Source organism: Pseudomonas sp. XP2, from assembly GCF_053557975.1.
In genome coordinates, this window is the sequence record NZ_JBNRIK010000002.1 from 320,559 (window position 1) to 344,573 (window position 24,015).

Sequence of the window (24,015 nt, forward strand, 5' to 3'; positions counted from 1 at the left end):
CGAACGACCGCGCAGCGGTCGCCATCGCAACCGAGAATCAAGCCTTGCCCCACACCCCCCAACGCCGCTGGTACCTCCCGGTCTCCCTGATCGCCGCCCTCGTGCTGCTGCCCTTGAGCGTCCTGCTGTTGTCCTGGCAGTCGATCGATATGCAGATCTGGTCGCACCTGCTCGACACCCAGATGAACCGCCTGTTGGGCAATACCCTGACGCTGGTGGTGGGCGTGGGTATCGGCGTCACTGTACTGGGCGTCAGCCTCGCCTGGCTCACCAGCCTCTGCGAGTTCCCCGGCCGGCGCTGGCTGGACTGGGCGCTGATGCTGCCGTTCGCCATCCCGGCCTATGTGCTGGCGTTCGTCTTCGTCGGCCTGCTGGACTTCGCCGGCCCGGTGCAAAGCGCCCTGCGTGAGGTGTTCGGGCCGATGCGCCTGCCGCGGGTGCGCTCCACCGGCGGGGTGATCATCGTGCTGGTGCTGGTGTTCTACCCCTATGTCTATCTGCTGGCGCGCACGGCCTTCCTGGCCCAGGGCAAAGGCCTGATGGAAGCGGCGCGCGTACTCGGGCTATCGCCCCTGCAGGCTTTCTGGCGTGTGGCCTTGCCGATGGCACGGCCGGCCATCGGTGCCGGCATTGCCCTGGCCTTGATGGAAACCCTGGCCGACTTCGGCGCGGTGGCCGTGTTCAATTTCGACACCTTCACCACCGCCATCTACAAGACCTGGTACGGCTTCTTCAGCCTGTCCAGCGCCGCCCAGCTGGCCAGCCTGTTGTTGCTGGCAGTGATGCTGGTGCTGTACGGCGAGCGCCGTGCCCGTGGGGCCAGCCGCAGCGGCAACGAGCGGCCGCGGGCGCAGGCGCTGTACCACCTGCGCGGGGTCAAGGCGCTGCTGGCCAGCGGCTGGTGCCTGCTGGTGTTTGCCTGCGCCTTCGTCATCCCGCTGCTGCAGCTGCTGGCGTGGTTCTGGCAACGCGGCCGGCATGACCTGGACGAGCGCTATGTCGGCCTGGTGTTGCACACCCTGTACCTGGGCAGCATGGCGGCACTGGTCACGGTGAGCGTGGCGCTGGTGCTGGCCTTTGCCCGGCGGCAGGCGCCGACGGGGGGTATCCGCGCCGGGGTCGGCCTGGCCAATCTGGGCTATGCCTTGCCCGGCTCGGTGCTGGCAGTGTCGATCATGCTGGCGTTCAGTTACCTCGACAACCACTTGGTGATTCCGCTGTCCAGCTGGCTGGGCGGGGCAGGCAAGCCGCTGTTGCTGGGCAGCCTGGCCGCCCTGCTGCTGGCCTACCTGGTGCGTTTCATCGCCGTGGCCTACGGGCCGCTGGAAAGCAGCCTGGAGCGTATCCGCCCGTCACTGCCCGAGGCCTCCCGTAGCCTGGGCGTGGGTGGGCCCAGATTGTTTTTCAAGGTGTATCTGCCGCTGCTGGTGCCCGGTGCCCTCAGCGCCGCCCTGCTGGTGTTCGTCGATGTGCTCAAGGAGATGCCGGCCACCTTGCTGATGCGACCGTTCGGCTGGGACACCTTGGCGGTACGGGTGTTCGAGATGACCAGCGAGGGCGAATGGGCGCGTGCCTCGCTGCCCGCATTGACGCTGGTACTGGTGGGCCTGCTGCCGGTCATCGGCCTGATCCGCCGTTCGGCACATCGGCCCGGTCACAGTCGCTGAGGGTGTCAGCCTGCGTCCTTGCGGCTACAATGCGCGGCATTCGCGCGGTGGGTCCTACAAGAAGAGCTGACGATCAAACGTCATCGACCGCCGCCGCTTCGCCACGCCCGGAAGGAGAAACCCATGGGACAGCGCACGCTTTTGTATGACCTGCACCTGGCGCTTGGCGCCAAAACGGTCGATTTCGGTGGCTGGGACATGCCCCTGCACTATGGCTCGCAGGTCGAGGAGCACCACCAGGTGCGCAGCGATTGCGGGGTTTTCGATGTTTCCCACATGACCGTGATCGATGTCGATGGCAGCGACGCAACTGCCTGGCTGCAACGTTTGCTGGCCAACGACGTGGCCCGCCTCAAGGCTACCGGCAAGGCGCTGTACAGCCCGCTGCTCCAGGAGCAGGGCGGGGTGATCGACGACTTGATCGTCTACCGCACGGAAACCGGCTACCGCCTGGTCACCAACGCCGCTACCCGGGCGAGAGTGCTCGATTGGCTAGAACGCCAGCGGGCCGGTTTTACTGTGAAATTCCAGGTCCGCCCCGACCTGGCCATTCTCGCCATCCAGGGCCCACGTGCCCGCGAAAAGGTCGCAGCACTGCTCAGCCAGGCGCGTGCGGCGCTGATTCGCGATCTGCGACCGTTCGAAGGTGTCGCCGACGGTGACTGGTTCATTGCCCGCACCGGGTATACCGGTGAGGACGGCCTGGAGATCATCTTCCCGGGCGATCAGGCGGTGGCATTCTTCAATGATTTAGTCGGCGCCGGCATCGCCCCCAGTGGCCTGGGTGCCCGCGATACTCTGCGCCTGGAAGCCGGCATGAACCTGTACGGCCAGGACATCGACGAAGCCCATACCCCGCTGACCTCCAACCTGGGCTGGAGCATCGCCTGGGAGCCAGCCGAGCGTGACTTCATCGGCCGCGCCGGCCTGCTGACGGAAATCGAACAGGGTGTGCAGGAAAAGCTGGTCGGCCTGGTGCTGGAAGAGCGCGGCGTGCTGCGTGCCCACCAGGTGGTGCGTGTGGCCGGGATTGGCGAAGGGGAGATCACCAGTGGTAGTTTCTCTCCTACGCTGAGCAAGTCCATTGCCCTTGCGCGCGTACCCATGGCCACCGGTGACCGCGCCGAGGTGGAAATCCGCGGCAAATGGTACCCGGTGCGAGTGGTCAAACCGACCTTCGTGCGCCACGGCAAGATCCTGATCTGAACATTTATCAACCGGCGGGCGTACCGCTGAGCCAATCGAGGAATTCAAGACATGAGCAATATCCCCGCCGACCTGCGTTTTGCCGAAAGCCACGAGTGGGCGCGCCTGGAAGCCGACGGCAGCGTGACCGTGGGTATCAGTGACCACGCCCAGCAAGCCCTGGGTGACGTGGTATTCGTCGAGCTGGCCGAAGTCGGCAAGGTATTCGCCGCTGGCGACGCTGCCGGTGTGGTCGAGTCGGTCAAGGCCGCTTCGGACATTTACGCCCCGATCGGCGGCGAAGTGATCGCAGTCAACGAAGAACTGGCCGATAGCCCGGAGCAGCTCAACGAAGAACCCTACACAGCGTGGATCTTCAAACTGAAGCCAAGCAACCCGGCCGAGCTGGAAAAGCTGCTGGATGCTGCCGGCTATGCAGCTGCCATCGGCGAGTAACTGATAGATCTCGGGGCGCAACGCGCCCCCGGCTTTCGCCAGGCCAAAGCAAGTTTCCCCGCAGAATCGGCAATCCCTTCCTAGACTTGTAAGTCTCCATGAGACCTGGTCTAGGAAGAGAGCGTCGTCATGTCCCAGTCGCCATCCCTGCATCAACTGCAAGAGCTCAACCCTTTCCTGCATCGCCACCTGGGCCCCGATGGCGCAGAACAGCAGGCCATGCTCAACGTGCTGGGTGTCGCCAGCCGCAGCGAGCTGATCGAGCAGACCGTACCGCCAGGCATCCGCCTCAATCGCCCACTTGACCTGCCAGCGGCGCTGGATGAGCAGGCCGCGCTGGCCAAACTCGCCGGCTACGCCGCACAGAACCAGGTCTGGACCAGCCTGATCGGCATGGGCTACCACGGCACCATCACCCCCACGGTCATCCTGCGCAATGTGCTGGAAAACCCCGGCTGGTACACCGCCTATACGCCGTATCAACCCGAAATCGCCCAAGGCCGCCTGGAGGCGCTGCTGAACTTCCAGCAAATGGTCATCGACCTCACCGGGCTGGCGCTGGCCAATGCCTCGCTGCTCGATGAAGCCACCGCCGCCGCCGAGGCCATGGCCCTGGCCAAGCGGATGGCGCGCAACAAGAGCAATGCCTTCTTTGCTGACGAGCACTGCCACCCGCAGACGCTGTCGGTACTCAAGACCCGCGCCGAGGGCTTTGGCTTCGAATTGATCGTCGACGCTGTGGATAACCTTGGCAATCACGCGGTATTTGGCGCTTTGCTGCAGTATCCCGACACCCACGGCGAGGTGCGTGACCTGCGCCCGCTGATCGACCAGTTGCACAGCCAGCAGGCACTGGCCTGCGTGGCTGCCGACCTGCTCAGCCTGGTGGTGCTGACGCCCCCCGGCGAGCTGGGGGCCGATGTGGTACTGGGTTCGACCCAGCGCTTTGGTGTGCCGATGGGCTACGGCGGCCCCCACGCGGCCTATTTCGCCTGCCGCGACGACTACAAGCGTGCCATGCCGGGGCGCATCATTGGCGTGTCGCGCGATGCCCGTGGCAACACTGCGCTGCGCATGGCCCTGCAAACCCGCGAGCAGCATATCCGCCGCGAGAAGGCCAACTCCAACATCTGCACGGCCCAGGCGCTATTGGCCAACATTGCCGGCTTCTACGCGGTGTATCACGGCCCTGAAGGCCTGCAGCGCATCGCCCAGCGTGTGCACCGGCTGACCGTCATCCTGGCTGCTGGCCTTGAAGCCAAAGGCATCCAGCGGCTCAACCGGCATTTCTTCGACACCCTTACCCTGGATGTCGGCGGCACCCAGGCGGCCATCATCGAAAGCGCCGAAGCCGCGCACATCAACTTGCGCATTCTTGGGCGCGGGCACCTGGGCGTGAGCCTGGACGAAACCTGTGACGAGCACACGGTGCTGCGCCTGTTCGATATCTTCCTGGGTGTGGACCACGGCCTGGAGATCGCAGCCCTCGACCAGCTGGCCCTGCCCCAAGGCATCCCGGCCGGGCTGGTGCGGCGCACGCCGTTTCTCGCTCACCCGGTGTTCAACCTGCACCACAGCGAAACCGAGATGCTGCGCTACCTCAAGCAGCTGGAGAACAAGGACCTGGCCCTGAACCAGTCGATGATCCCGCTGGGCTCGTGCACCATGAAACTCAACGCCACCAGTGAAATGATCCCCATCACCTGGCCCGGCTTTGCCCAGATGCACCCCTTTGCGCCGGCGGCCCAGGCCACGGGTTACAAGGCGATGATCGACGAACTGGAAAGCTGGCTGTGCGCAATCACCGGCTTCGACGCCATCTGCATGCAGCCCAACTCCGGTGCCCAGGGCGAGTACGCAGGCCTGATGGCCATCACCCGCTACCATCGCAGCCGCCACCAGCCCCAGCGCACGCTGTGCCTGATTCCCTCGTCAGCCCACGGCACCAACCCGGCGTCGGCGCAAATGGCGGGCATGGAGGTGGTGATCGTGGATTGCGACGACCACGGCAACGTCGACTTGAACGATCTCAAGGCCAAAGCCCACGCGGCCGGGGAGCGCTTGTCGTGCCTGATGGTCACCTATCCGTCCACCCACGGTGTGTACGAAGAGGGCATCCGCGAAATCTGCGAAGTGGTCCATCAGCACGGCGGCCAGGTGTACATGGATGGCGCCAACCTCAATGCCCAGGTGGGCCTGGCGCGGCCGGCCGACATGGGGGCCGATGTTTCGCACATGAACCTGCACAAGACTTTCTGCATCCCTCACGGCGGTGGTGGCCCGGGCATGGGGCCGATTGGCATCCGCGCGCACCTCACGCCGTTCGTTGCCAGCCACCCGGTGGTACCTGTGCCCGGCCTGGACCCGAACAACAGCGCGGTCAGCGCCGCACCCTGGGGCAGCGCGAGCATCCTGCCGATCAGCTGGATGTACATTGCCATGATGGGGCCGCAGCTGGCCGATGCCAGCGAGGTGGCAATCCTGTCGGCCAACTACCTGGCCAGCCAGTTGGGCGGCGCCTTCCCGGTGCTTTACCGCGGGCGCAACCAGCGGGTGGCGCATGAGTGCATCTTCGACTTGCGGCCGTTGAAAGCACAGACGGGCATCAGCGAGGAGGACGTGGCCAAGCGTTTGATGGACTATGGTTTCCACGCCCCGACCATGTCATTCCCGGTGCCGGGCACGCTGATGGTGGAGCCGACCGAAAGTGAGTCCAAAGCCGAGCTGGACCGGTTTGTCGAGGCGATGCTGGCGATTCGTGCAGAAATTGGCGAGGTGCAGGACGGCAACTGGCCGGCGGAGAACAACCCCCTCAAGCATGCGCCGCATACCCTGGCTGATGTACTGGGGGTGTGGGACAGGCCGTATAGCCTGGAGCAGGCGGTGGCACCCAGTGCTCACGTGCGCCAGCACAAGTACTGGCCGGCGGTGAACCGGGTGGACAACGTGTATGGGGACAGAAACCTGTTCTGCGCGTGTGTGCCGGTGGAGGCTTACCGCTGAGATTAGTGCTGGGTTTTTCGCGGGCTTGCCCGCTCCCACAGGAATTGCACCAGATTCAGCCTTGTGCGGTCCCTGTGGGAGCGGGCAGGCCCGCGAAGCAGGCGACGCGGTTACTCGGCTACTGCATTCTTGGCCAGGATGGCATTGGCCAGCTCCATGTCGGAAGCTTGCATCCCTGGGTGCTCTGCCCGTGCCTGGCGCATGGCCGCTTCCAGGAACGGCCCGCGGATTGCGCCTTCGCTGGCGACGAAGCTGCTGGCGTCATCCTGCGCGGCTACTACCAGTTTGTGATCCCGCGAGGTCAGGTAGCTCGATCCAGTGGTTGCACCGGAAGTCATCACGTTACGCCAGAAGGTATCGGCCATGGCCGAGCCAATGGGCAGCGAAAGCAAGGCAGCGGCAGCGATGGCGGTTTTGAGACGCATGTTGAAACACCTCGAAGGGTGAGGGTTAAAGATGCGCGATTTGATCTTTTCTGCCAGGGCAAGTTCCTTGAATACAAAGGACTTTTCGTCAGTTGCAGACACGCAGTACTTCCTCGGTACGGGTCTGCCCGCTAGCCACTTTGGCCTCGCCGCAACGGCGCAGGTCAACCAGGCCATCGGCCAGCGCCTGACGCCGTAAATGGGTCAGATCGGTGTTCGGGCCAATCAAAGCACGCAGGCTCTCACTGGGCTGCAGCAGTTCGAACAACCCCGTGCGCCCATGAAAACCGGTGCCTCGGCAGGTCCGGCAGGTGTCTGAAGGATTCGCTCCACAGTCCGGGCACAACGTACGCACCAGGCGCTGGGCCATGACCCCGACCAGTGTGGCCTTGATCAGGTAGTCGGCCACACCCAGCTCTTGCAGGCGCGTGATTGCCGCGCAGGCGTCGTTGGTATGCAGGGTCGACAGGACCAGGTGCCCGGTCAGGGCCGCCTGTACCGCCACCAGGGCCGTTTCGCGGTCGCGGATTTCGCCGATCATGATGATGTCTGGGTCCTGGCGCAGCATGGCTCGCACGGCGCTGGCAAAACCCAGGTCCAGCGCGGGCTGCACCTGTAGCTGGTTGAAGGCCGGTTCCAGGCGTTCGATCGGGTCTTCGATGGTGCACACGTTTACCTGCGGCGTGGCCAGCAGTGTGAGGCTGGTGTACAGCGTGCTGGTCTTGCCGGAACCGGTGGGGCCGGTGACCAGGATGATGCCCTGGCGCTGGCGCAGCAGGCTTTGCCACTGAGCCAGCTGCGGCCCCTCCAGGCCGAGGTGGTCGAAGCCCTCGTGCAGTTGGTGTGGGTCGAACACGCGCAGTACCAGCTTTTCGCCGAACGGGGTCGGCAGCGTCGACAGCCGTAGTTCCACTTCACCACCACCCGGTAGCCGGCTTTGCAGGCGGCCGTCCTGGGGCCGACGCTTTTCTGCTACGTCCATGCGGCCAAGGTGTTTCAGGCGGCTGACCAGCGCCAGGGTGACCCCGGCGGGGAAGGCATACACGGTGTGCAGCAGGCCATCGATGCGGTAGCGCAACTGGCCATGGTCGCGTCGTGGCTCCAGGTGGATATCGCTGGCGCGCTGCTCAATGGCGTATTGCAGCAGCCAGTCGACGATATGCACGATGTGCGCGTCGTCTGCGCTGGCTTCGGTCTGGCGCATGCCCAGTTCCAGCCACTGTTCGAGGTCGCCCAAGCTGGACGATTGCTGGTGCTGCGCGCCCTTTACCGACTGGGCCAAGTGGTGAAACGACTGCCCTGACTGGCGGATTTGTGTGGGGCTGGCCAGCACGCGGCGGATCGGCCGACCCAGGCTGCGGGCCAGGTCTGCCTGCCAGTCGTTCTGGTAGGGCTGGGCGCTGGCGACGGTGATGCCGGAGGGGTCGTCGGCGACGATGAGGATGCCGTGGCGCTGGGCAAAAGCAGGGGATACCAGGCCGGCGACTTGCGGCAGGTCGAGTTGCATGGGGTCGATACGCAGGTAGGGCTGACCGACCTTGCCGGCCAGCCATTGGCAGAGGTAGTCCACGTCCAGCAGCCGGCCTGGTTGCCGGCGGTCTTCCAGGCAGCAGGCGGCGATGTGTTCCAGCGGGTGGCCGGCGGGCTGTGCGGCGGCGTGTTCGAGTACTTGCAGGGTGTCGTTGGCGTGTAGGTACTGATCGGTGAGCAGGGCCTGAAGCACGCGCTTCAGATCGAGTTCCAGGTTGTCGGGGGTGTGCATGGTTGGCGTCCGTGCCTGATGGGGAAGTGCTGATCAAGGCTAGCCGGGCGGCGGAAGAGCATCGGAGGTGAAGGGTTTCAGGAATTTGCTATTTCTGTGCCGGCGATAGCGCCGCAAATATTCATACAACCGCCAGCTCCACCCGGTGCATGTTGGTCAGGCTCACTTCACCCACACACACCAGGTTACGCAGTTTCTGCGCAATCACCTCGGCCCGGTGCCAGCTCAGGCCGCCAATGCCGACTTCGATGTCCAGCCAGTCATCCTGCTGGCTGACGTGCACGCTGTGCGGGGTCAGGAACTGCAGGGCAAACAGGTTGAGCACGCGGCACAGGCTGTCGGGCTCGGCATCTGCTTGCAGGCGGTAGTGCACGGTGCTGTGGGCGTTGCTGGCGGCCCAGGCGTCGGTACGGGGCTGTGCGTTCATGCTGGTCTCCGCGAATGTGGGAGAAATTCTTGCACGTCAGGCGCGGCATTTTTTCGCTATCATTTGATCATTTTGCCTATTTGATGAATTGATCAATTCAGATAATGCCAATCAGGAGATTGAACAATGCATAGTGAGCTGGACGCCTACGACCGCCGCATTCTCGAATTGCTGCAAGAGGACGCTTCGCTGTCCAGCGCGCAGATCGCCGAGCGCGTGGGGCTGTCGCAATCGCCGTGCTGGCGGCGCATACAGCGCTTGAAGGAAGAGGGGGTGATTCGCGGGCAGGTGACCTTGCTGGACCGCAAGAAAGTCGGCCTGAACACGCAAATTTTCGCCGAGGTGAAGCTTAATGCTCACGGGCGCTCCAACTTCACCGAGTTTACCGAGGCGATCCGCGAGTTTCCGGAGGTGCTGGAGTGTTATGTGCTGATGGGGGCAGTGGACTTTCTACTGCGCATCGTCACGTCGGATATCGAGGCCTACGAACGGTTCTTCTTCGAAAAACTGTCGAACGTGCCGGGTATCCAGGAAGTGAACTCTATTGTGGCGCTGTCCGAGATCAAGTCCACCACCAGCCTGCCGCTGTCGCGGTGAGGCCATTCGCGGCGCCGAACCGCCGCGAAATGGCGACGCGGTATCAAGCCTTGATCAGGTGCTTCCAGCCGCGACTCTGATCCACTGCCCGAGCCTGTTCGATACGTGCGTCCAGCACTTCATCACTGATTGGCAGTTCGGCCAGCTCGTGCAGCTTCTTCAGGTCGCCATACAGGCGGTCCATCTGCGGCGCTTCCAGCACCTGGCGAGCATGGTGTAGCCAGGCCAGCAGTTGCTCGATACGTGGCAGCTGCTCGGCCAGGTCTTCTGGGCGCTGGGTGTACAGCGGCAGCTTCAACGCGCGGCCTTCTTCGCCCAGCAGGTGTGCCAGCCAGCTGGCCAGCTGCGCCTTGCCCTGGCGTTCGCCACGGCCTTTGCGCTCCACGGTCCAGGAACGGGCCAGCAGCCAGCGCGAGGTTTCCAGCGAGAACTGGCCCCAGCGCACGTCTTCCAGTTCTTCGGCGAACTGCTCGGGGGCAGCGCGGCGGATGTCTTCGTCATCGTTGCCGGCCTGCACCAGCGGGCGCCAGTCTTCCAGCAGGGCGTCGAGGCTGCTGCGCAGCTCACGGGTGCTCGCGCGTGGCGCGGCCTGGCCAAGGCTGGCGGTGAGGGCGCGCAGCTCGCTCAGGCACTCGACCCAGTCCTGCAGCAGGCGCCAGTGGCCGTTGTGGCGGTACTGCTCGGCCAGGCGCTGGCTGCTGCCCAGCAGTTGCCAGGCCAATGCGGCGTAAGCGTCGTCCAGGGCCATCTCGGCGTCCAGCTCGCTGTGCGGCAGGCCCAACTCGTAGCTGTCCGGCTCCAGCAGGCGGTAGCCACGCTCGGCCTTGCTGATGTCGCAGGGCATCAGCGGCAGGCTGGCGGCCAGCTCGGCGGCAAGCTCCAGCAGTGCTTGCGGGTCACCTTCGCGCAGTTCCAGCTCCAGCTCGCAGATCTCTTCCTTGCGCTTGCCGGCGATCACGAAGCCCTGGTCCAGCGCGGCTTCGATCACCACTTTGCTCTTGCCACGGCCCCAGGCGATTTCGGCGTATTCACGGCTGAAGTCGGTGGTGAACAGCGGCTTGATGGTTTTCTTGTCCAGGTCTGCCAGTTGCTCGGGCCAGCAGGTGGCGTCCAGCTTCTTCAGGTCGAGCTTGACCTTGTCCAGGTTCCATTCGTACTCGTTGCGCTCGGACAGGCCGGCCACGCTGGTGCCGCGGCATTTGAGGGTCTGGATGACGGCATCGCCATCGCGGCGCAGGCGCAGGGCGACACGGGCGGCGGACAGCTCACGCTCGGGGGTGTCGAAGTACTGGTTGAGCAGTTCACGGGTCTGCCAGCCGGACTTGTTGCGCTTTTTCAGCAGAGGGTGCTCGCGCAGGGCGGCAAGGGTCTCGCGGCTGGCGCGGAGCTTCAGTTCGGTTTCTTTGTGCATCACAGACTCGAAAGAGGGGCGTGGTTGGCGGAGAGTCTACAGCAGTCAGCCACCAACGGTTTATTCCAGACAGCGGATAGTCCTATGATGGGCAACGCTTCCGAGGAGTATGTGCATGCCGTTGCCGACGCTGAAAGACCAGTTTGCCGCCTTGATCGCCGCGCCTTCGGTCAGTTGCACCCAACCTGCGCTGGACCAGTCCAACCGCCACGTCATCGACCTGCTGGCAGGGTGGCTGGGCGACCTGGGGTTCAAATGCGACATCCAGCAGGTCACTGCGGGCAAGTTCAACCTGCTGGCCAGCCGCGGCAGCGGCCCGGGTGGCCTGGTGCTGGCCGGGCACAGCGATACCGTCCCCTATGACGAACAACTGTGGGCCAGCGACCCGCTGAAGCTGACCGAGGTCGATGGCCGCTGGGTCGGCCTGGGCAGCTGTGACATGAAGGGCTTTTTCGCCTTGGTCATCGAAGCCGTCATCCCGCTGTTGGAGCACGACTTCAAGCAGCCACTGCTGATCCTCGCCACCTGCGACGAAGAAAGCTCCATGTCCGGTGCCCGCGCCCTGGCTGAGGCCGGCCAGCCCCTGGGCCGTGCTGCGGTCATCGGCGAGCCTACCGGGCTGCGGCCGATCCGCATGCACAAGGGCATTCTAATGGACCGCATCGACATCCTCGGGCGCAGCGGCCATTCGTCGGACCCAAGCCTGGGCCGCAGCGCCCTGGAGGCCATGCACGCGGTGATGGCCGAGCTGATGGGCTTGCGCCAGCAATGGCAGCAAACCTACCGCAACCCGCAGTTCACCGTGCCGACCCCGACCCTGAACTTCGGCTGCATCCACGGCGGCGACAACCCCAACCGCATCTGTGGCCAGTGTGCGCTCGAATTCGACCTGCGGCCGCTGCCGGGCATGGATGTGGAGCAACTGCGCGCAGCCATACGCGAGAAGCTGGTGCCCGTGGCCGAGCGCCATGATGTGCGCATCGACTATGCACCGCTGTTCCCGGAGGTGCCGCCGTTCGAGCAGGCTGCCGATGCCGAGCTGGTGCAAGTGGCGGAACGCCTGACCGGCCATCGCGCCGAAGCGGTGGCGTTTGGCACCGAAGCGCCTTATCTTCAGCAGCTGGGCTGCCAGACCATCGTGCTGGGCCCTGGCGACATCGCCTGTGCCCACCAGCCCGGCGAATACCTTGAAATGTCACGAATCGAGCCTACCGTGCGTCTATTGCGTGACCTGATCCGGCACTATTGCCTGCACTAAACGTCAATCGAGTTGATTCGTTCCTGCCTAGAGGAGACCGCGCGTGACCGCAAGCCTGTTCCGACGATGATCTTGAACGCCCCTTGTATCGCCGTTCTCCGTCCACTTATCCACAGGCCCTGTCATGCCCGACTACGTCAACTGGCTGCGTCATGCCTCCCCGTACATCAATGCCCATCGCGACTGCACCTTCGTGGTCATGCTCCCCGGCGATGGGGTGGAACACCCTAATTTCGGCAACATCGTCCACGACCTGGTGTTGCTGCACAGCCTTGGCGTGCGCCTGGTGCTGGTGCATGGCTCGCGCCCGCAGATCGAAAGCCGATTGGCCGAGCGCGGGCTGACCCCGCACTACCACCATGGCCTGCGTATCACCGATGCCGCCACCCTGGACTGCGTGATCGATGCCGTTGGCGCCCTGCGCCTGGCCATCGAGGCACGCCTGTCGATGGACATCGCCGCGTCGCCGATGCAAGGCTCGCGCCTGCGGGTGGCGTCTGGCAACCTGGTTACCGCACGGCCGATCGGCGTGCTCGAAGGGGTGGACTACCACCACACCGGTGAAGTGCGCCGGGTCGACCGCAAGGGCATCAGCCGCCTGCTCGACGAGCGCTCCATCGTGCTGTTGTCGCCGCTGGGCTACTCGCCCACCGGCGAAATCTTCAACCTGGCCTGTGAAGATGTGGCCACCCGTGCCGCCATCGAACTGGGGGCCGACAAGTTGCTGCTGTTCGGCGCCGAGCCGGGCCTGCTGGACGCCGACGGCAAGCTGGTGCGGGAACTGCGCCCGCAGCAGGTTGCCCCGCACCTGCAGCGTCTGGGCAGCGACTACCAGGGCGAACTGCTGGACGCCGCCGCCGAGGCCTGCAAGGGCGGCGTGGCGCGCAGCCACATTGTCAGTTATGCCGAGGACGGCGCACTGCTGACCGAACTGTTCACCCGGGGTGGTGGCGGTACGCTCGTGTCGCAGGAGCAGTTCGAAGTGGTGCGCGAGGCAACCATCGAGGATGTGGGCGGCTTGCTGGAACTGATCAGCCCGCTGGAAGAGCAGGGCATTCTGGTGCGCCGCTCGCGTGAAGTGCTGGAGCGGGAGATCGAGCAGTTCAGCGTGGTCGAGCGCGAGGGCATGATCATCGCCTGTGCGGCGTTGTACCCGATTGCCGAATCCGAAGCAGGAGAGCTGGCATGCCTGGCGGTGAACCCGGAATACCGCCACGGCGGGCGCGGAGATGAATTGCTGGAGCGCATCGAGAGCCGGGCGCGGCAGATGGGGTTGAATACCCTGTTCGTGCTGACGACGCGTACGGCGCACTGGTTCCGTGAGCGCGGTTTTGCACCCAGCGGTGTGGAGCGGCTGCCATCGGCGCGGGCTTCGCTGTACAACTACCAGCGCAATTCGAAGATTTTCGAGAAACCGCTTTAAGCCTGTACCGGCCTCTTCGCGGGACAAGCCCGCTCCCACAGGGTAATCTCCAGTGCTGAAGCTTGTGGCTTACCTGCGGAAGCGGGCGACACCGGTCTCAAACAAGAACGCCGCCCTTGAGGGGCGGCGTTTTTGTTTACACGGTATGCAGGTACCAGTTGTACTCGAGGTCGGAGATCGAGTGCTCGAACTCCTCCAGCTCGCTTTCCTTGCACGCGACGAAGATGTCGATGTACTTCGGATCGATGTACTTGTTGAGGATCTCGCTGTCGTCCAGCTCGCGCAAGGCATCGCGCAGGTTGTTCGGCAGGCTCTGCTCCAGCTGCTCGTACGAGTTGCCTTCGATTGGCTTGCCCGGCTCGATCTTGTTGGTCAGGCCGTGGTGCACGCCTGCCAGCACGGCCGCCATCATCAGGTACGGGTTGGCGTCGGCGCCGGCGACCCGGTGCTCGAGGCGCACGGCATCTGCCGAGCCTGTTGGCACCCGCAGCGCTACGGTGCGGTTGTCCAGGCCCCAGCTTGGCGCGTTCGGAACATAGAACTGCGCGCCAAAGCGGCGGTACGAGTTGACGTTCGGGCAAAGGAACGCCATGGACGCGGGCAGGGTCTCGAGCACACCGCCGACAGCGTGACGTAGCGCGGCGTTCTGCTCGGGATCCTCGCTGGTGAAGATGTTGTGGCCATCTTTGTCCAGCACGGAAATGTGTACATGCAGGCCGTTGCCTGCCTGGCCCGGGTAGGGCTTGGCCATGAAGGTGGTATCCATTTCATGGTCGTACGCAATGTTCTTGATCAACCGCTTGAGCAGTACTGCGTAGTCACAGGCCTTGAGCGGGTCGGGGACGTGGTGCAGGTTGACTTCGAACTGCGCCGGGGCGCTTTCCTTGACAATGGCGTCGGCCGGGATGCCTTGTTCTTTCGCGCCTTCGAGGATGTCCTGCAGGCAGTCGGCATATTCGTCGAGGTCGTCGATCAGGTACACCTGGGTCGACTGCGGGCGTTTGCCCGAAATTGGCGAGCGCGGCGGCTGCGGGCGGCCGTTCACGTTCTCCTGGTCGATCAGGTAGAACTCCAGTTCGAATGCAGCGCAAATGGTGAGGCCCATCTCGTCGAACTTGCTCACCACCTGACGCAGCACTTCACGAGGGTCGGCGAAGAACGGCTCGCCTTCGATCTCGTGCATGGTCATCAGCAGTTGGGCAGTGGGGCGCTTTTGCCACGGCTCGTTACAGAGCGTGTCGGGGATCGGGTAGCAGATGCGGTCAGCATCGCCAATGTCCAGGCCAAGCCCGGTACTTTCGACGGTGGAACCGTTGATGTCCAGGGCGAAGAGGGAGGCCGGCAGGTTGATGCCTTTCTCGTAAACCTTGTGGAGGCTGGTGCGCTCAATGCGCTTGCCGCGCACCACACCATTCATATCTGCAATCAGAAGGTCAACGTAGAGAACCTCAGGATGTTCCTTAAGGAACGCGTTCGCTTCGTTAAGCTGAACGGCACGCGGGGGTACCGACATGATGCAACACCTTTGTTGTTAAAAATATCAATCAAGGGGGGCTTGCAGGACCAGTCAATCGAAAAGCCATACTGATGTCAAGCCAACCCCATGATGCCCTGAAATGGCACATCTACGGCAGATTTGCTGCAAATCGGGGCGTGCCATTATCCGCTATTTCACCTGCAAAGGGGTATCTCAAGCGTGCCGTCTTTTATTTTTTACGCGGGTGTTGTGTAAAAAAATGAACAAGGCTAAGCTCGGTCACAACCCAGAACACAATAATACGAGGGTCACATGGTCCGCTTGCCGCGACCTGAAAGCACTGCCTGCGCAGTGCCAACGGGTACCTCTGTCGTTTTTGCAAGCTTCGTCAATGGCGTGGTCGCCCTGGCCGCAATAATTGACGTTTGGCGTCTCCGGTCCTGGCCTCGAAGCGGCTTGCCGCCTTTCACTTCGTCTTCCTGCCCTTCCAACTCATTATGGACACACTTGTTTTCAGTGTATCCACTGCGGCGCTGCGCGGGGGTTTTTGCTTTAGCAATCTACTCCATCCAGAATCAACGTGCGGCCCACCTTACCTCCTGAGGTATTTATGAGTAACAACCTCGACCAGCTCACCGATTGGTTGAAAGAGCACAAGATCACCGAAGTCGAATGCATGATCAGTGACCTGACCGGCATCACGCGCGGCAAGATTTCGCCCACCAACAAATTCATCGCTGAAAAAGGCATGCGCCTGCCCGAGAGCGTGCTGCTGCAAACCGTGACTGGCGACTACGTCGACGACGACATCTATTACGAACTGCTCGACCCGGCCGACATCGACATGATCTGCCGCCCCGACGAGAACGCCGTGTTCCTGGTGCCGTGGGCCATCGAGCCGACAGCGCAGGTGATCCACGACACCTACGACAAGAAGGGCAACCCGGTCGAACTGTCGCCGCGCAACGTGTTGAAGAAAGTCCTCAAGCTCTACGCCGACAAGGGCTGGCAGCCGATTGTCGCGCCCGAGATGGAGTTCTACCTGACCAAGCGCAGCGAAGACCCGGACTTCCCGTTGCAGCCCCCGGTAGGCCGTTCGGGCCGCCCGGAAACCGGCCGCCAGTCGTTCTCGATCGAAGCCGCCAACGAATTCGACCCGCTGTTCGAAGACGTGTACGACTGGTGCGAACTGCAGCAGCTGGACCTGGACACGCTGATTCACGAAGACGGCACGGCGCAGATGGAAATCAACTTCCGTCACGGCAACGCCCTGCACCTGGCCGACCAGATCCTGGTGTTCAAGCGCACCATGCGCGAGGCTGCACTCAAGCACAACGTGGCCGCCACCTTCATGGCCAAGCCCATGACCGGCGAGCCGGGCAGTGCCATGCACCTGCACCAGAGCGTGGTCGACCTGGCCACTGGCAAGAACATCTTCAGCAATGAAGACGGCAGCATGAGCGAGCTGTTCCTCAACCACATCGGTGGCTTGCAGAAGTTCATCCCCGAGGCGCTGCCGCTGTTCGCCCCCAACGTCAACTCGTTCCGCCGCTTCCTGCCCGACACGTCGGCGCCGGTGAACGTGGAGTGGGGCGAAGAAAACCGCACCGTCGGCCTGCGCGTACCGGATGCCGGCCCGCAAAGCCGCCGGGTCGAGAACCGCCTGCCGGGCGCTGACGCCAACCCTTACCTGGCCATTGCCGCCAGCCTGCTGTGTGGCTACATCGGCATGGTCGAAGGCATCGAGGCCAGCGCGCCGGTGCAGGGCCGTGGCTACGAACGCCGCAACCTGCGCCTGCCGCTGACCATCGAAGATGCCCTGGAGCGCATGGAAAACAGCCGTGCGTTGGTGCAGTACCTGGGCAAGAAATTCATTACCGGCTACGTCGCCACCAAGCGCGCCGAGCACGAGAACTTCAAACGCGTCATCAGTTCCTGGGAGCGTGAGTTCCTGCTGTTCGCTGTCTGATAAACCCTGGGGCCGCTGGAGCGCGGCTGTCGAACAACGGAGAAGCACATGAGCGTCAACAACCCGCAAACCCGTGAATGGCAAACCCTGAGCGGGGAGCACCATCTCGCACCTTTCAGTGACTACAAGCAGCTGAAGGAGAAGGGGCCGCGCATTATCACCAAGGCCCAGGGCGTGCATTTGTGGGACAGCGAGGGGCACAAGATCCTCGACGGCATGGCGGGCCTGTGGTGCGTGGCGGTCGGTTACGGCCGTGAAGAGCTGGTGCAGGCGGCACAAAAGCAGATGCGCGAGCTGCCGTACTACAACCTGTTCTTCCAGACTGCTCACCCGCCTGCGCTGGAACTGGCCAAGGCGATCACCGATGTGGCGCCCGAAGGCATGACCCATGTGTTCTTCACCGGCTCCGGCTCAGAAGGCAACGACACCGTGCTGCGCATGGTGCGTCACTACTGGGCGCTGAAGGGCAAACCGCACAAGCAGACCATCATCGGCCGTATCAACGGCTATCACGGCTCCACCTTCGCCGGTGCTTGCCTGGGCGGCATGAGCGGCATGCACGAGCAGGGCGGCCTGCCGATCCCGGGCATCGTGCACATCCCGCAGCCGTACTGGTTCGGCGAAGGCGGTGACATGACCCCGGATGCGTTCGGTGTCTGGGCGGCCGAGCAGCTCGAGAAGAAAATCCTCGAAGTGGGCGAAGACAACGTCGCCGCCTTCATCGCCGAGCCTATCCAGGGCGCAGGCGGCGTGATCATCCCGCCAGAAACCTATTGGCCGAAGGTGAAGGAGATTCTTGCCAAGTACGACATCCTGTTCGTTGCCGACGAAGTCATCTGCGGTTTCGGCCGTACCGGCGAATGGTTCGGCTCTGACTATTACGACCTCAAGCCCGACCTTATGACCATCGCCAAGGGCCTGACCTCCGGTTACATCCCCATGGGCGGTGTGATCGTGCGTGACAAAGTGGCCAAGGTCATCAGCGAAGGCGGTGACTTCAACCACGGTTTCACCTATTCGGGTCATCCGGTCGCGGCCGCGGTGGGCCTGGAAAACCTGCGCATCCTGCGCGACGAGAAAATTGTCGAGAAGGCGCGCACTGAAGCGGCACCGTATTTGCAAAAGCGTTTGCGTGAGCTGCAGGACCACCCGCTGGTGGGTGAAGTCCGTGGCCTTGGCATGCTCGGCGCGATCGAGCTGGTCAAGGACAAGGCCACCCGCAGCCGTTACGAGGGCAAGGGTGTGGGCATGATCTGCCGTAACTTCTGCTTCGAAAATGGCCTGATCATGCGCGCGGTGGGTGACACCATGATCATCGCGCCGCCGCTGGTGATCAGCCATGCGGAGATCGACGAGCTGGTGGAAAAGGCGCGCAAATGCCTGGACCTGACGCTCCAGGCGATCAACTGAGCACCTGCTAGGCTAGCGATGTGACATTAAGTCATTACAACGCCCTGCTTTCCTTGATACAGGGCCTTGTAACTTGCCAGACTAGCGACTGTTTCAGTCGCCGCGCGCTCTGCACCGTGGGTCCTGGCTGCTGAACGGAAGGCTAAACAAAAATTCTGGAGCATTACGCATGAAGAAAATGGGCAAGACGTTGCTGGCCGCCGCCCTTATGGGTGCCATGGCCTCCGCTGTTCAGGCTGAAGACAAGGTGTTGAACGTCTACAACTGGTCGGACTACATCGCGCCGGACACCATCGCCAAGTTCGAGAAGCAGACCGGTATCAAGGTCAAGTACGACGTCTTCGACAGCAACGAAACCCTCGAAGCCAAGCTGCTGGCAGGCAAGTCGGGCTACGACATCGTGGTGCCGTCCAACAACTTCCTGGCCAAGCAGATCAAGGCGGGTGTTTACGAGGAGCTGGACCGTTCCAAGCTGCCGAACTGGAAGAACCTCGACCCCGACCTGCTCAAAGCCGTTGGCGATGCCAGCGACAAGGACAACAAGCACGCCTTCCCGTACATGTGGGGCTCGATCGGCATCGGCTACAACCCGGAGAAGGTCAAGGCCGCGCTGGGCGTGGACAAGATCGACTCGTGGGACGTGGTGTTCAAGCCTGAGAACATCGCCAAGCTCAAAAGCTGCGGTGTGAGCTTCCTCGATGCACCGACCGAAATGATCCCGGCCGCGCTGCACTACCTGGGCCTGCCGAGCAACAGCACCAAAAAAGAAGACCTGAAGGCCGCCGAGGACCTGTTCCTCAAGATTCGTCCTTCGATCACCTACTTCCACTCGTCCAAGTACATCGGCGACATGGCCAACGGCAACATCTGCGTGGCGGTCGGTTACTCGGGTGACCTGGAGCAGTCCAAGGCCCGCGCCCACGAAGCTGGCGACAAGGTGAAAGTGGACTACGTCATTCCGAAAGAAGGCGCCGGTACCTTCTATGACATGGTCGCCATCCCCAAAGATGCCGAGCATAAAGACGCCGCCTATCAGTTCATGGACTTCCTGATGCAGCCGGAAATCATGGCCGAGATCACCAACGCCGTGCGCTTCCCGAACGGCAACCAGGCTGCCACTGCGCTCGTGAACAAAGACATCAGCGGTGACCCGAGCATCTACCCGCCTGCCGAAGTGAAGAAGCAGCTGTACGCGATCGCTGCGCCTGACGCTTCTGTGCAGCGTGTAATCACCCGCAGCTGGACCAAGATCAAATCGGGCAAATAAGCCCTATGCGACACCTCTGGGCCGGGCTTTACCGGCCCAGAGCCAGTGAAAGGCAATTGTTGATTGCGGCATCGAAGCTGCGAAGGTAAGTTGCGCGCCGGTTTTGCGTGTGCGGCAGCATTGTCGCGACCCAGGCACTGATTGTGAGGAGCACCCACTTGTCTATTTCTGTATACCGCAAGGCCTTGATGGCTGGTGCGGGCCTGACGCTGGCATGCAGCGTCCAAGCGGCGCCTACGGTGCACTTCTACAACTGGTCCGACTATATCGGCCCGACCACACTCGCGGACTTCGAGAAAGCAACGGGCATCAAGCCCGTGCAGGACGTGTTCGATTCCAACGAAACTCTGGAAGGCAAGCTGCTGGCCGGTAATACCGGCTATGACGTGGTGGTGCCGTCCAACCATTTCCTCGGCAAGCAGATCAAGGCGGGCGCGTTCCAGAAGCTCGACAAGAACCTGCTGCCCAATTATTCCAACCTGGACCCTGGGTTGATGAAGCGCCTGGAAAAGAACGACCCGGGCAACCAGTACGCCGTGCCTTACCTGTGGGGCACCAACGGCATCGGTTACAACGTCGACAAGGTGAAGGCCGCGCTGGGCGTGGACACCATCGACTCCTGGGCCGTGCTGTTCGAACCCGAGAACATGAAGAAGCTCTCCAAGTGCGGCGTGGCCTTCCTCGACTCGGCGGACGAAATGCTGCCGGCGGTACTCAACTACATGGGGCTCAACCCCAACAGCACCGACCCCAAGGATTATGCAAAAGCGGAGCAGAAGCTGCTGGCCGTGCGCCCGTACGTGACCTACTTCCACTCGTCCAAGTACATCACCGACCTGGCCAACGGCGACATCTGCGTCGCGGCAGGCTTCTCCGGAGATGTGTTCCAGGCCAAGGCCCGCGCTGAAGAAGCGAAGAAGGGTGTGAACCTGGCCTATGCCATTCCCAAGGAAGGCGGCAACCTCTGGTTCGACGTGCTGGCGATCCCCAAGGATGCCAAGAACGTCAAAGAGGCCCACGCCTTCATCAACTATTTGCTGAAACCTGAGGTTATCGCCCAGGTCAGTGATTACGTCGGTTACGCCAACCCGAACCCCAAGGCTGGCGACCTGATGGACCAGGCCGTGAGGACTGACGCCGCGGTATACCCACCGCAGGAAGTGCTGGACAAGATGTTCGTCAACAGTGAGTTGCCACCCAAGGTGCAACGTTTGATGACCCGCAGCTGGACCAAGGTCAAGTCGGGCAAGTAACAATCCAGGCCCGCCGCAAAGCAGGGGCGGGCACACAAATCTTGTTGGGAGTTTCACTCATGGCAGTTGCCTCCGGTGCCTATAAGAAAGCCCTCGAGGGTGGCCAGCAACCCAAGCAGGTGCTGGTCAAGATCGACCGGGTCACGAAAAAATTCGACGAAACCATCGCCGTAGACGATGTGTCGCTGGAAATCCGCAAAGGCGAGATCTTTGCCCTGCTGGGTGGCTCCGGTTCTGGCAAATCGACCTTGCTGCGCATGCTGGCCGGCTTCGAGCGCCCGACCGAAGGGCGAATCTTCCTCGATGGCGTCGACATCACCGACATGCCGCCCTACGAGCGGCCGATCAACATGATGTTCCAGTCTTATGCGCTGTTCCCGCACATGACCGTGGCGCAGAACATCGCCTTTGGCCTGCAGCAGGACAAGATGCCCAAGGCCGAGATCGATGCCCGCGTGGAGGAGATGCTCAAGCTGGTGCACATGACCCAGTACGCCAAGCGCAAGCCGCACCAGTTATCCGGTGGCCAGCGTCAGCGTGTGGCCCTGGCCCGCTCGCTGGCCAAGCGCCCCAAGCTGCTGCTGCTCGACGAGCCGATGGGGGCGCTGGACAAGAAACTGCGTTCGCAGATGCAGCTGGAACTGGTGGAGATCATCGAGCGGGTGGGCGTGACCTGCGTGATGGTGACCCACGACCAGGAAGAGGCCATGACCATGGCCCAGCGCATTGCCATCATGCACCTGGGCTGGATTGCCCAGATCGGCTCGCCCGTGGACATTTACGAAACGCCGACCAGCCGCCTGGTGTGCGAGTTCATCGGTAACGTCAACCTCTTCGAAGGTGATGTGGTCGATGATGCCGAAGGCTACGCGATCATTGCCAGCCCGGAGCTTGAGCGCAAGATCTACGTGGGCCATGGCATCACCACCTCGGTGGAAGACAAGCACATCACCTACGCCCTGCGCCCGGAAAAGCTGCTGGTAACCACCAAGCAGCCGGATTTCGAGCACAACTGGTCGCGCGGCAAGGTGCATGACATCGCCTACCTGGGTGGCCACTCGGTGTTCTACGTGGAGTTGCCGAGCGGCAAGGTTGTGCAGTCGTTCGTCGCCAACGCCGAGCGCCAGGGTACCCGCCCGACCTGGGGCGATGAAGTGTACGTGTGGTGGGAAGACGACAGCGGCGTGGTACTGCGGTCATGAAACTGCGCAAGCTCAAGCGAGCCTTCCAGCGCCTCACCCCGCGGGGGCGGCACGTGGTGATCGGCGTGCCGTTCATCTGGCTGTTCCTGTTCTTCATGCTGCCGTTCTTCATCGTGCTGAAGATCAGCTTCGCCGAAGCCGACGTGGCGATCCCGCCGTATACCGAGATCTACAGCTACGTCGAAGACAAGATCCAGTTGGTGCTCAACCTGGCCAACTATGGCTTGTTGACCGAGGATGAGCTGTACCTCTCGGCTTACCTGGGCTCGTTGAAGATGGCTTTCTTCAGCACCCTGCTGTGCCTGCTGATCGGCTTCCCGATGGCCTACGCCATTGCCAACGCCAAGAGGGAAACCCAGACCGTCCTGCTGCTGTTGATCATGATGCCGACATGGACCGCGATCCTGATCCGCGTCTATGCCTGGATGGGTATCCTGAGCAACAACGGCCTGCTCAACGGCTTCCTGATGTGGACCGGGTTGATCGACCAGCCGCTGCAGATCCTCAACACCAACCTGGCGGTGTACATCGGCGTGGTCTATTCGTACCTGCCGTTCATGATCCTGCCGCTGTTCGCCAACCTGGTGAAGCATGACCCGAGCCTGCTCGAGGCTGCATCCGACCTGGGCTCGAGCACTTTCAACAGCTTCTGGAAGATTACCGTTCCGCTGTCGAAGAACGGCATCATCGCCGGCTGCATGCTGGTGTTCATCCCGGTGGTGGGCGAGTTCGTGATCCCAGAACTGCTCGGCGGCCCGGAAACCCTGATGATCGGCAAGGTGCTGTGGCAAGAGTTCTTCAACAACCGTGACTGGCCGGTAGCTTCTGCGCTGGCGGTAGTGATGCTGGCGATCCTGATCGTGCCGATCCTGCTGTTCAACCGCAGCCAGGCCAAAGAAATGGAGGGCCGCGCATGAAACGCTTCAGTTTCTCCAAGCTGATGCTGGTGCTTGGCTTGCTGTTCATCTACCTGCCGATGCTGATCCTGGTGATCTACTCGTTCAACGCCTCCAAGCTGGTGACGGTGTGGGGGGGCTGGTCGATCAAGTGGTACGTCGGCCTGCTCGACAACACCCAGCTGATGGGTTCGGTGATGCGCTCGCTGGAAATCGCCTGCTACACGGCGGTGGCAGCGGTGGCGCTGGGTACCTTGGCGGCCTTTGTGCTGACCCGGGTCACCCGCTTCAAGGGCCGCACGCTGTTCGGTGGCCTGGTCACTGCGCCGCTGGTAATGCCTGAAGTGATCACCGGTCTGTCGCTGTTGCTGCTGTTTGTGGCCATGGCGCAGATGATCGGCTGGCCCCAGGAGCGCGGCATCGTCACCATCTGGATTGCCCACACCACGTTCTGTGCAGCGTATGTGGCGGTAGTGGTGTCGGCGCGCCTGCGTGAGCTGGACCTGTCGATCGAAGAAGCGGCGATGGACCTGGGTGCCAAGCCGTGGAAGGTGTTCTTCCTGATCACCATCCCGATGATCGCGCCATCGCTGGCAGCAGGCGGCATGATGTCGTTCGCGCTGTCGCTGGACGACCTGGTGCTGGCCAGCTTCGTGTCCGGCCCGGGCTCGACCACCTTGCCGATGGAGGTGTTCTCGGCAGTGCGCCTGGGCGTGAAGCCGGAGATCAACGCCGTGGCCAGCCTGATCCTGCTGTCGGTGTCACTGGTGACCTTCTTTGTCTGGTACTTCAGCCGCCGCAGCGAAGAGCGTCGTCGCAAGGCGATTCAGCAGGCGATCGAGGAAGGCGCTGCGGCCAACGCTTCGCAGCCGCAGGTCAAGCGCCCGACACAGGTGGCTGCGTCGGCCTGACCCGGCCCTTTCGCGG

The 24,015-nt window shown here is 62.7% G+C and carries 19 protein-coding genes; 14 read left to right on the top strand and 5 right to left on the bottom strand.

The features are described from left to right. Window positions 1-44 precede the first annotated feature (44 nt). The 4 genes from ACK1VC_RS04365 to gcvP all read left to right on the top strand — a co-directional run bounded on the left by ACK1VC_RS04365 (window position 45) and on the right by gcvP (window position 6,311). A complete protein-coding gene (locus ACK1VC_RS04365) occupies window positions 45-1,667 on the top strand; it encodes an ABC transporter permease (RefSeq protein ID WP_060516832.1) in 1,623 nt (540 codons plus the stop codon). Between the two features lie 123 nt (window positions 1,668-1,790). Beyond that, a complete protein-coding gene (gcvT, locus tag ACK1VC_RS04370; RefSeq protein ID WP_016489737.1) occupies window positions 1,791-2,873 on the top strand; it encodes a glycine cleavage system aminomethyltransferase GcvT in 1,083 nt (360 codons plus the stop codon). Between the two features lie 51 nt (window positions 2,874-2,924). After that, window positions 2,925-3,308, top strand: coding sequence for a glycine cleavage system protein GcvH (gene gcvH / locus ACK1VC_RS04375; RefSeq protein WP_016489736.1), 384 nt, complete (start codon window positions 2,925-2,927; stop codon window positions 3,306-3,308). A 129-nt stretch (window positions 3,309-3,437) separates the two neighbouring features. After that, window positions 3,438-6,311, top strand: coding sequence for an aminomethyl-transferring glycine dehydrogenase (gene gcvP, locus ACK1VC_RS04380; protein ID WP_449117858.1), 2,874 nt, complete (start codon window positions 3,438-3,440; stop codon window positions 6,309-6,311). Window positions 6,312-6,421: 110 nt separating this feature from the next. Here gcvP and ACK1VC_RS04385 read toward each other — a convergent pair whose 3' ends face one another. The 3 genes from ACK1VC_RS04385 to ACK1VC_RS04395 form a co-directional block, all read right to left on the bottom strand. After that, window positions 6,422-6,736, bottom strand: coding sequence for a DUF2388 domain-containing protein (locus tag ACK1VC_RS04385; RefSeq protein ID WP_024718088.1), 315 nt, complete (start codon window positions 6,734-6,736; stop codon window positions 6,422-6,424). An 88-nt stretch (window positions 6,737-6,824) separates the two neighbouring features. Further along, the gene (locus tag ACK1VC_RS04390; RefSeq protein WP_191087093.1) at window positions 6,825-8,498 is read right to left on the bottom strand and encodes a GspE/PulE family protein; all 1,674 of its coding nucleotides are present in this window, start codon (window positions 8,496-8,498) and stop codon (window positions 6,825-6,827) included. A gap of 121 nt (window positions 8,499-8,619) precedes the next feature. After that, entirely contained in the window at window positions 8,620-8,925 is a 306-nt protein-coding gene (locus ACK1VC_RS04395; RefSeq protein ID WP_016489732.1) for a hypothetical protein, read from the bottom strand. Window positions 8,926-9,051: 126 nt separating this feature from the next. On the opposite strand from ACK1VC_RS04395, the gene ACK1VC_RS04400 reads away from it, so the two are divergent. Then, the gene (locus ACK1VC_RS04400; protein WP_191087092.1) at window positions 9,052-9,522 is read left to right on the top strand and encodes an Lrp/AsnC family transcriptional regulator; all 471 of its coding nucleotides are present in this window, start codon (window positions 9,052-9,054) and stop codon (window positions 9,520-9,522) included. A gap of 43 nt (window positions 9,523-9,565) precedes the next feature. Here the strand turns inward: ACK1VC_RS04400 and ACK1VC_RS04405 are convergent, their stop codons facing one another. Further along, window positions 9,566-10,933 carry a CYTH domain-containing protein gene (locus tag ACK1VC_RS04405; RefSeq protein WP_070086382.1) on the bottom strand — a complete coding sequence of 456 codons (1,368 nt, stop codon included), beginning with the start codon at window positions 10,931-10,933 and terminating at the stop codon, window positions 9,566-9,568. A gap of 115 nt (window positions 10,934-11,048) precedes the next feature. Between ACK1VC_RS04405 and argE the strand changes: the two genes are divergently transcribed. Further along, window positions 11,049-12,191 carry an acetylornithine deacetylase gene (gene argE / locus ACK1VC_RS04410; RefSeq protein ID WP_016489730.1) on the top strand — a complete coding sequence of 381 codons (1,143 nt, stop codon included), beginning with the start codon at window positions 11,049-11,051 and terminating at the stop codon, window positions 12,189-12,191. 124 nt (window positions 12,192-12,315) lie between these two features. Continuing rightward, complete coding sequence (argA, locus tag ACK1VC_RS04415) at window positions 12,316-13,614, top strand: amino-acid N-acetyltransferase (RefSeq protein ID WP_016489729.1); 1,299 nt, start codon at window positions 12,316-12,318, stop codon at window positions 13,612-13,614. A 136-nt stretch (window positions 13,615-13,750) separates the two neighbouring features. On the opposite strand, the gene ACK1VC_RS04420 is transcribed toward argA, so the two are convergent. Continuing rightward, window positions 13,751-15,127 (bottom strand): glutamine synthetase family protein, encoded by a 1,377-nt coding sequence (locus tag ACK1VC_RS04420; protein WP_016489728.1) that lies wholly within the window; start codon window positions 15,125-15,127, stop codon window positions 13,751-13,753. Between the two features lie 574 nt (window positions 15,128-15,701). Here ACK1VC_RS04420 and ACK1VC_RS04425 point away from each other — a divergent pair. The 7 genes from ACK1VC_RS04425 to ACK1VC_RS04455 all read left to right on the top strand — a co-directional run bounded on the left by ACK1VC_RS04425 (window position 15,702) and on the right by ACK1VC_RS04455 (window position 23,999). Then, window positions 15,702-17,060: a glutamine synthetase family protein gene (locus tag ACK1VC_RS04425; RefSeq protein ID WP_016489727.1), complete on the top strand. Its 1,359-nt coding sequence runs from the start codon at window positions 15,702-15,704 to the stop codon at window positions 17,058-17,060. A gap of 48 nt (window positions 17,061-17,108) precedes the next feature. Beyond that, window positions 17,109-18,470: an aspartate aminotransferase family protein gene (locus tag ACK1VC_RS04430; protein ID WP_102689452.1), complete on the top strand. Its 1,362-nt coding sequence runs from the start codon at window positions 17,109-17,111 to the stop codon at window positions 18,468-18,470. 169 nt (window positions 18,471-18,639) lie between these two features. Continuing rightward, a complete protein-coding gene (locus ACK1VC_RS04435) occupies window positions 18,640-19,737 on the top strand; it encodes a polyamine ABC transporter substrate-binding protein (RefSeq protein ID WP_016489725.1) in 1,098 nt (365 codons plus the stop codon). A gap of 158 nt (window positions 19,738-19,895) precedes the next feature. After that, a complete protein-coding gene (locus ACK1VC_RS04440) occupies window positions 19,896-20,990 on the top strand; it encodes a polyamine ABC transporter substrate-binding protein (RefSeq protein ID WP_016489724.1) in 1,095 nt (364 codons plus the stop codon). A 59-nt stretch (window positions 20,991-21,049) separates the two neighbouring features. Then, on the top strand, window positions 21,050-22,192 hold the full coding sequence (gene potA / locus ACK1VC_RS04445; RefSeq protein WP_016489723.1) for a polyamine ABC transporter ATP-binding protein: 1,143 nt from the start codon (window positions 21,050-21,052) through the stop codon (window positions 22,190-22,192). Next, window positions 22,189-23,109: an ABC transporter permease subunit gene (locus ACK1VC_RS04450; RefSeq protein ID WP_191087091.1), complete on the top strand. Its 921-nt coding sequence runs from the start codon at window positions 22,189-22,191 to the stop codon at window positions 23,107-23,109. The genes potA and ACK1VC_RS04450 overlap by 4 nt, the downstream gene beginning before the upstream one ends. Continuing rightward, window positions 23,106-23,999, top strand: a complete 894-nt coding sequence (locus tag ACK1VC_RS04455) for an ABC transporter permease subunit (RefSeq protein WP_016489721.1) — start codon at window positions 23,106-23,108, stop codon at window positions 23,997-23,999. The genes ACK1VC_RS04450 and ACK1VC_RS04455 overlap by 4 nt, the downstream gene beginning before the upstream one ends. Window positions 24,000-24,015: the final 16 nt, after the last annotated feature.

Bases quoted from the DNA above. Each gene is read 5' to 3' on its own strand.
- argA (WP_016489729.1), top strand. From the start codon at position 12,316: ATGCCCGACTACGTCAACTGGCTGCGTCATGCCTCCCCGTACATCAAT.
- ACK1VC_RS04450 (WP_191087091.1), top strand. From the start codon at position 22,189: ATGAAACTGCGCAAGCTCAAGCGAGCCTTCCAGCGCCTCACCCCGCGG.
- gcvP (WP_449117858.1), top strand. From the start codon at position 3,438: ATGTCCCAGTCGCCATCCCTGCATCAACTGCAAGAGCTCAACCCTTTC.
- ACK1VC_RS04455 (WP_016489721.1), top strand. From the start codon at position 23,106: ATGAAACGCTTCAGTTTCTCCAAGCTGATGCTGGTGCTTGGCTTGCTG.
- argE (WP_016489730.1), top strand. From the start codon at position 11,049: ATGCCGTTGCCGACGCTGAAAGACCAGTTTGCCGCCTTGATCGCCGCG.
- ACK1VC_RS04430 (WP_102689452.1), top strand. From the start codon at position 17,109: ATGAGCGTCAACAACCCGCAAACCCGTGAATGGCAAACCCTGAGCGGG.
- ACK1VC_RS04405 (WP_070086382.1), bottom strand. From the start codon at position 10,933: ATGCACAAAGAAACCGAACTGAAGCTCCGCGCCAGCCGCGAGACCCTT.
- gcvT (WP_016489737.1), top strand. From the start codon at position 1,791: ATGGGACAGCGCACGCTTTTGTATGACCTGCACCTGGCGCTTGGCGCC.
- ACK1VC_RS04395 (WP_016489732.1), bottom strand. From the start codon at position 8,925: ATGAACGCACAGCCCCGTACCGACGCCTGGGCCGCCAGCAACGCCCAC.
- ACK1VC_RS04390 (WP_191087093.1), bottom strand. From the start codon at position 8,498: ATGCACACCCCCGACAACCTGGAACTCGATCTGAAGCGCGTGCTTCAG.
- ACK1VC_RS04385 (WP_024718088.1), bottom strand. From the start codon at position 6,736: ATGCGTCTCAAAACCGCCATCGCTGCCGCTGCCTTGCTTTCGCTGCCC.
- ACK1VC_RS04425 (WP_016489727.1), top strand. From the start codon at position 15,702: ATGAGTAACAACCTCGACCAGCTCACCGATTGGTTGAAAGAGCACAAG.
- potA (WP_016489723.1), top strand. From the start codon at position 21,050: ATGGCAGTTGCCTCCGGTGCCTATAAGAAAGCCCTCGAGGGTGGCCAG.
- ACK1VC_RS04400 (WP_191087092.1), top strand. From the start codon at position 9,052: ATGCATAGTGAGCTGGACGCCTACGACCGCCGCATTCTCGAATTGCTG.
- ACK1VC_RS04435 (WP_016489725.1), top strand. From the start codon at position 18,640: ATGAAGAAAATGGGCAAGACGTTGCTGGCCGCCGCCCTTATGGGTGCC.
- ACK1VC_RS04420 (WP_016489728.1), bottom strand. From the start codon at position 15,127: ATGTCGGTACCCCCGCGTGCCGTTCAGCTTAACGAAGCGAACGCGTTC.
- gcvH (WP_016489736.1), top strand. From the start codon at position 2,925: ATGAGCAATATCCCCGCCGACCTGCGTTTTGCCGAAAGCCACGAGTGG.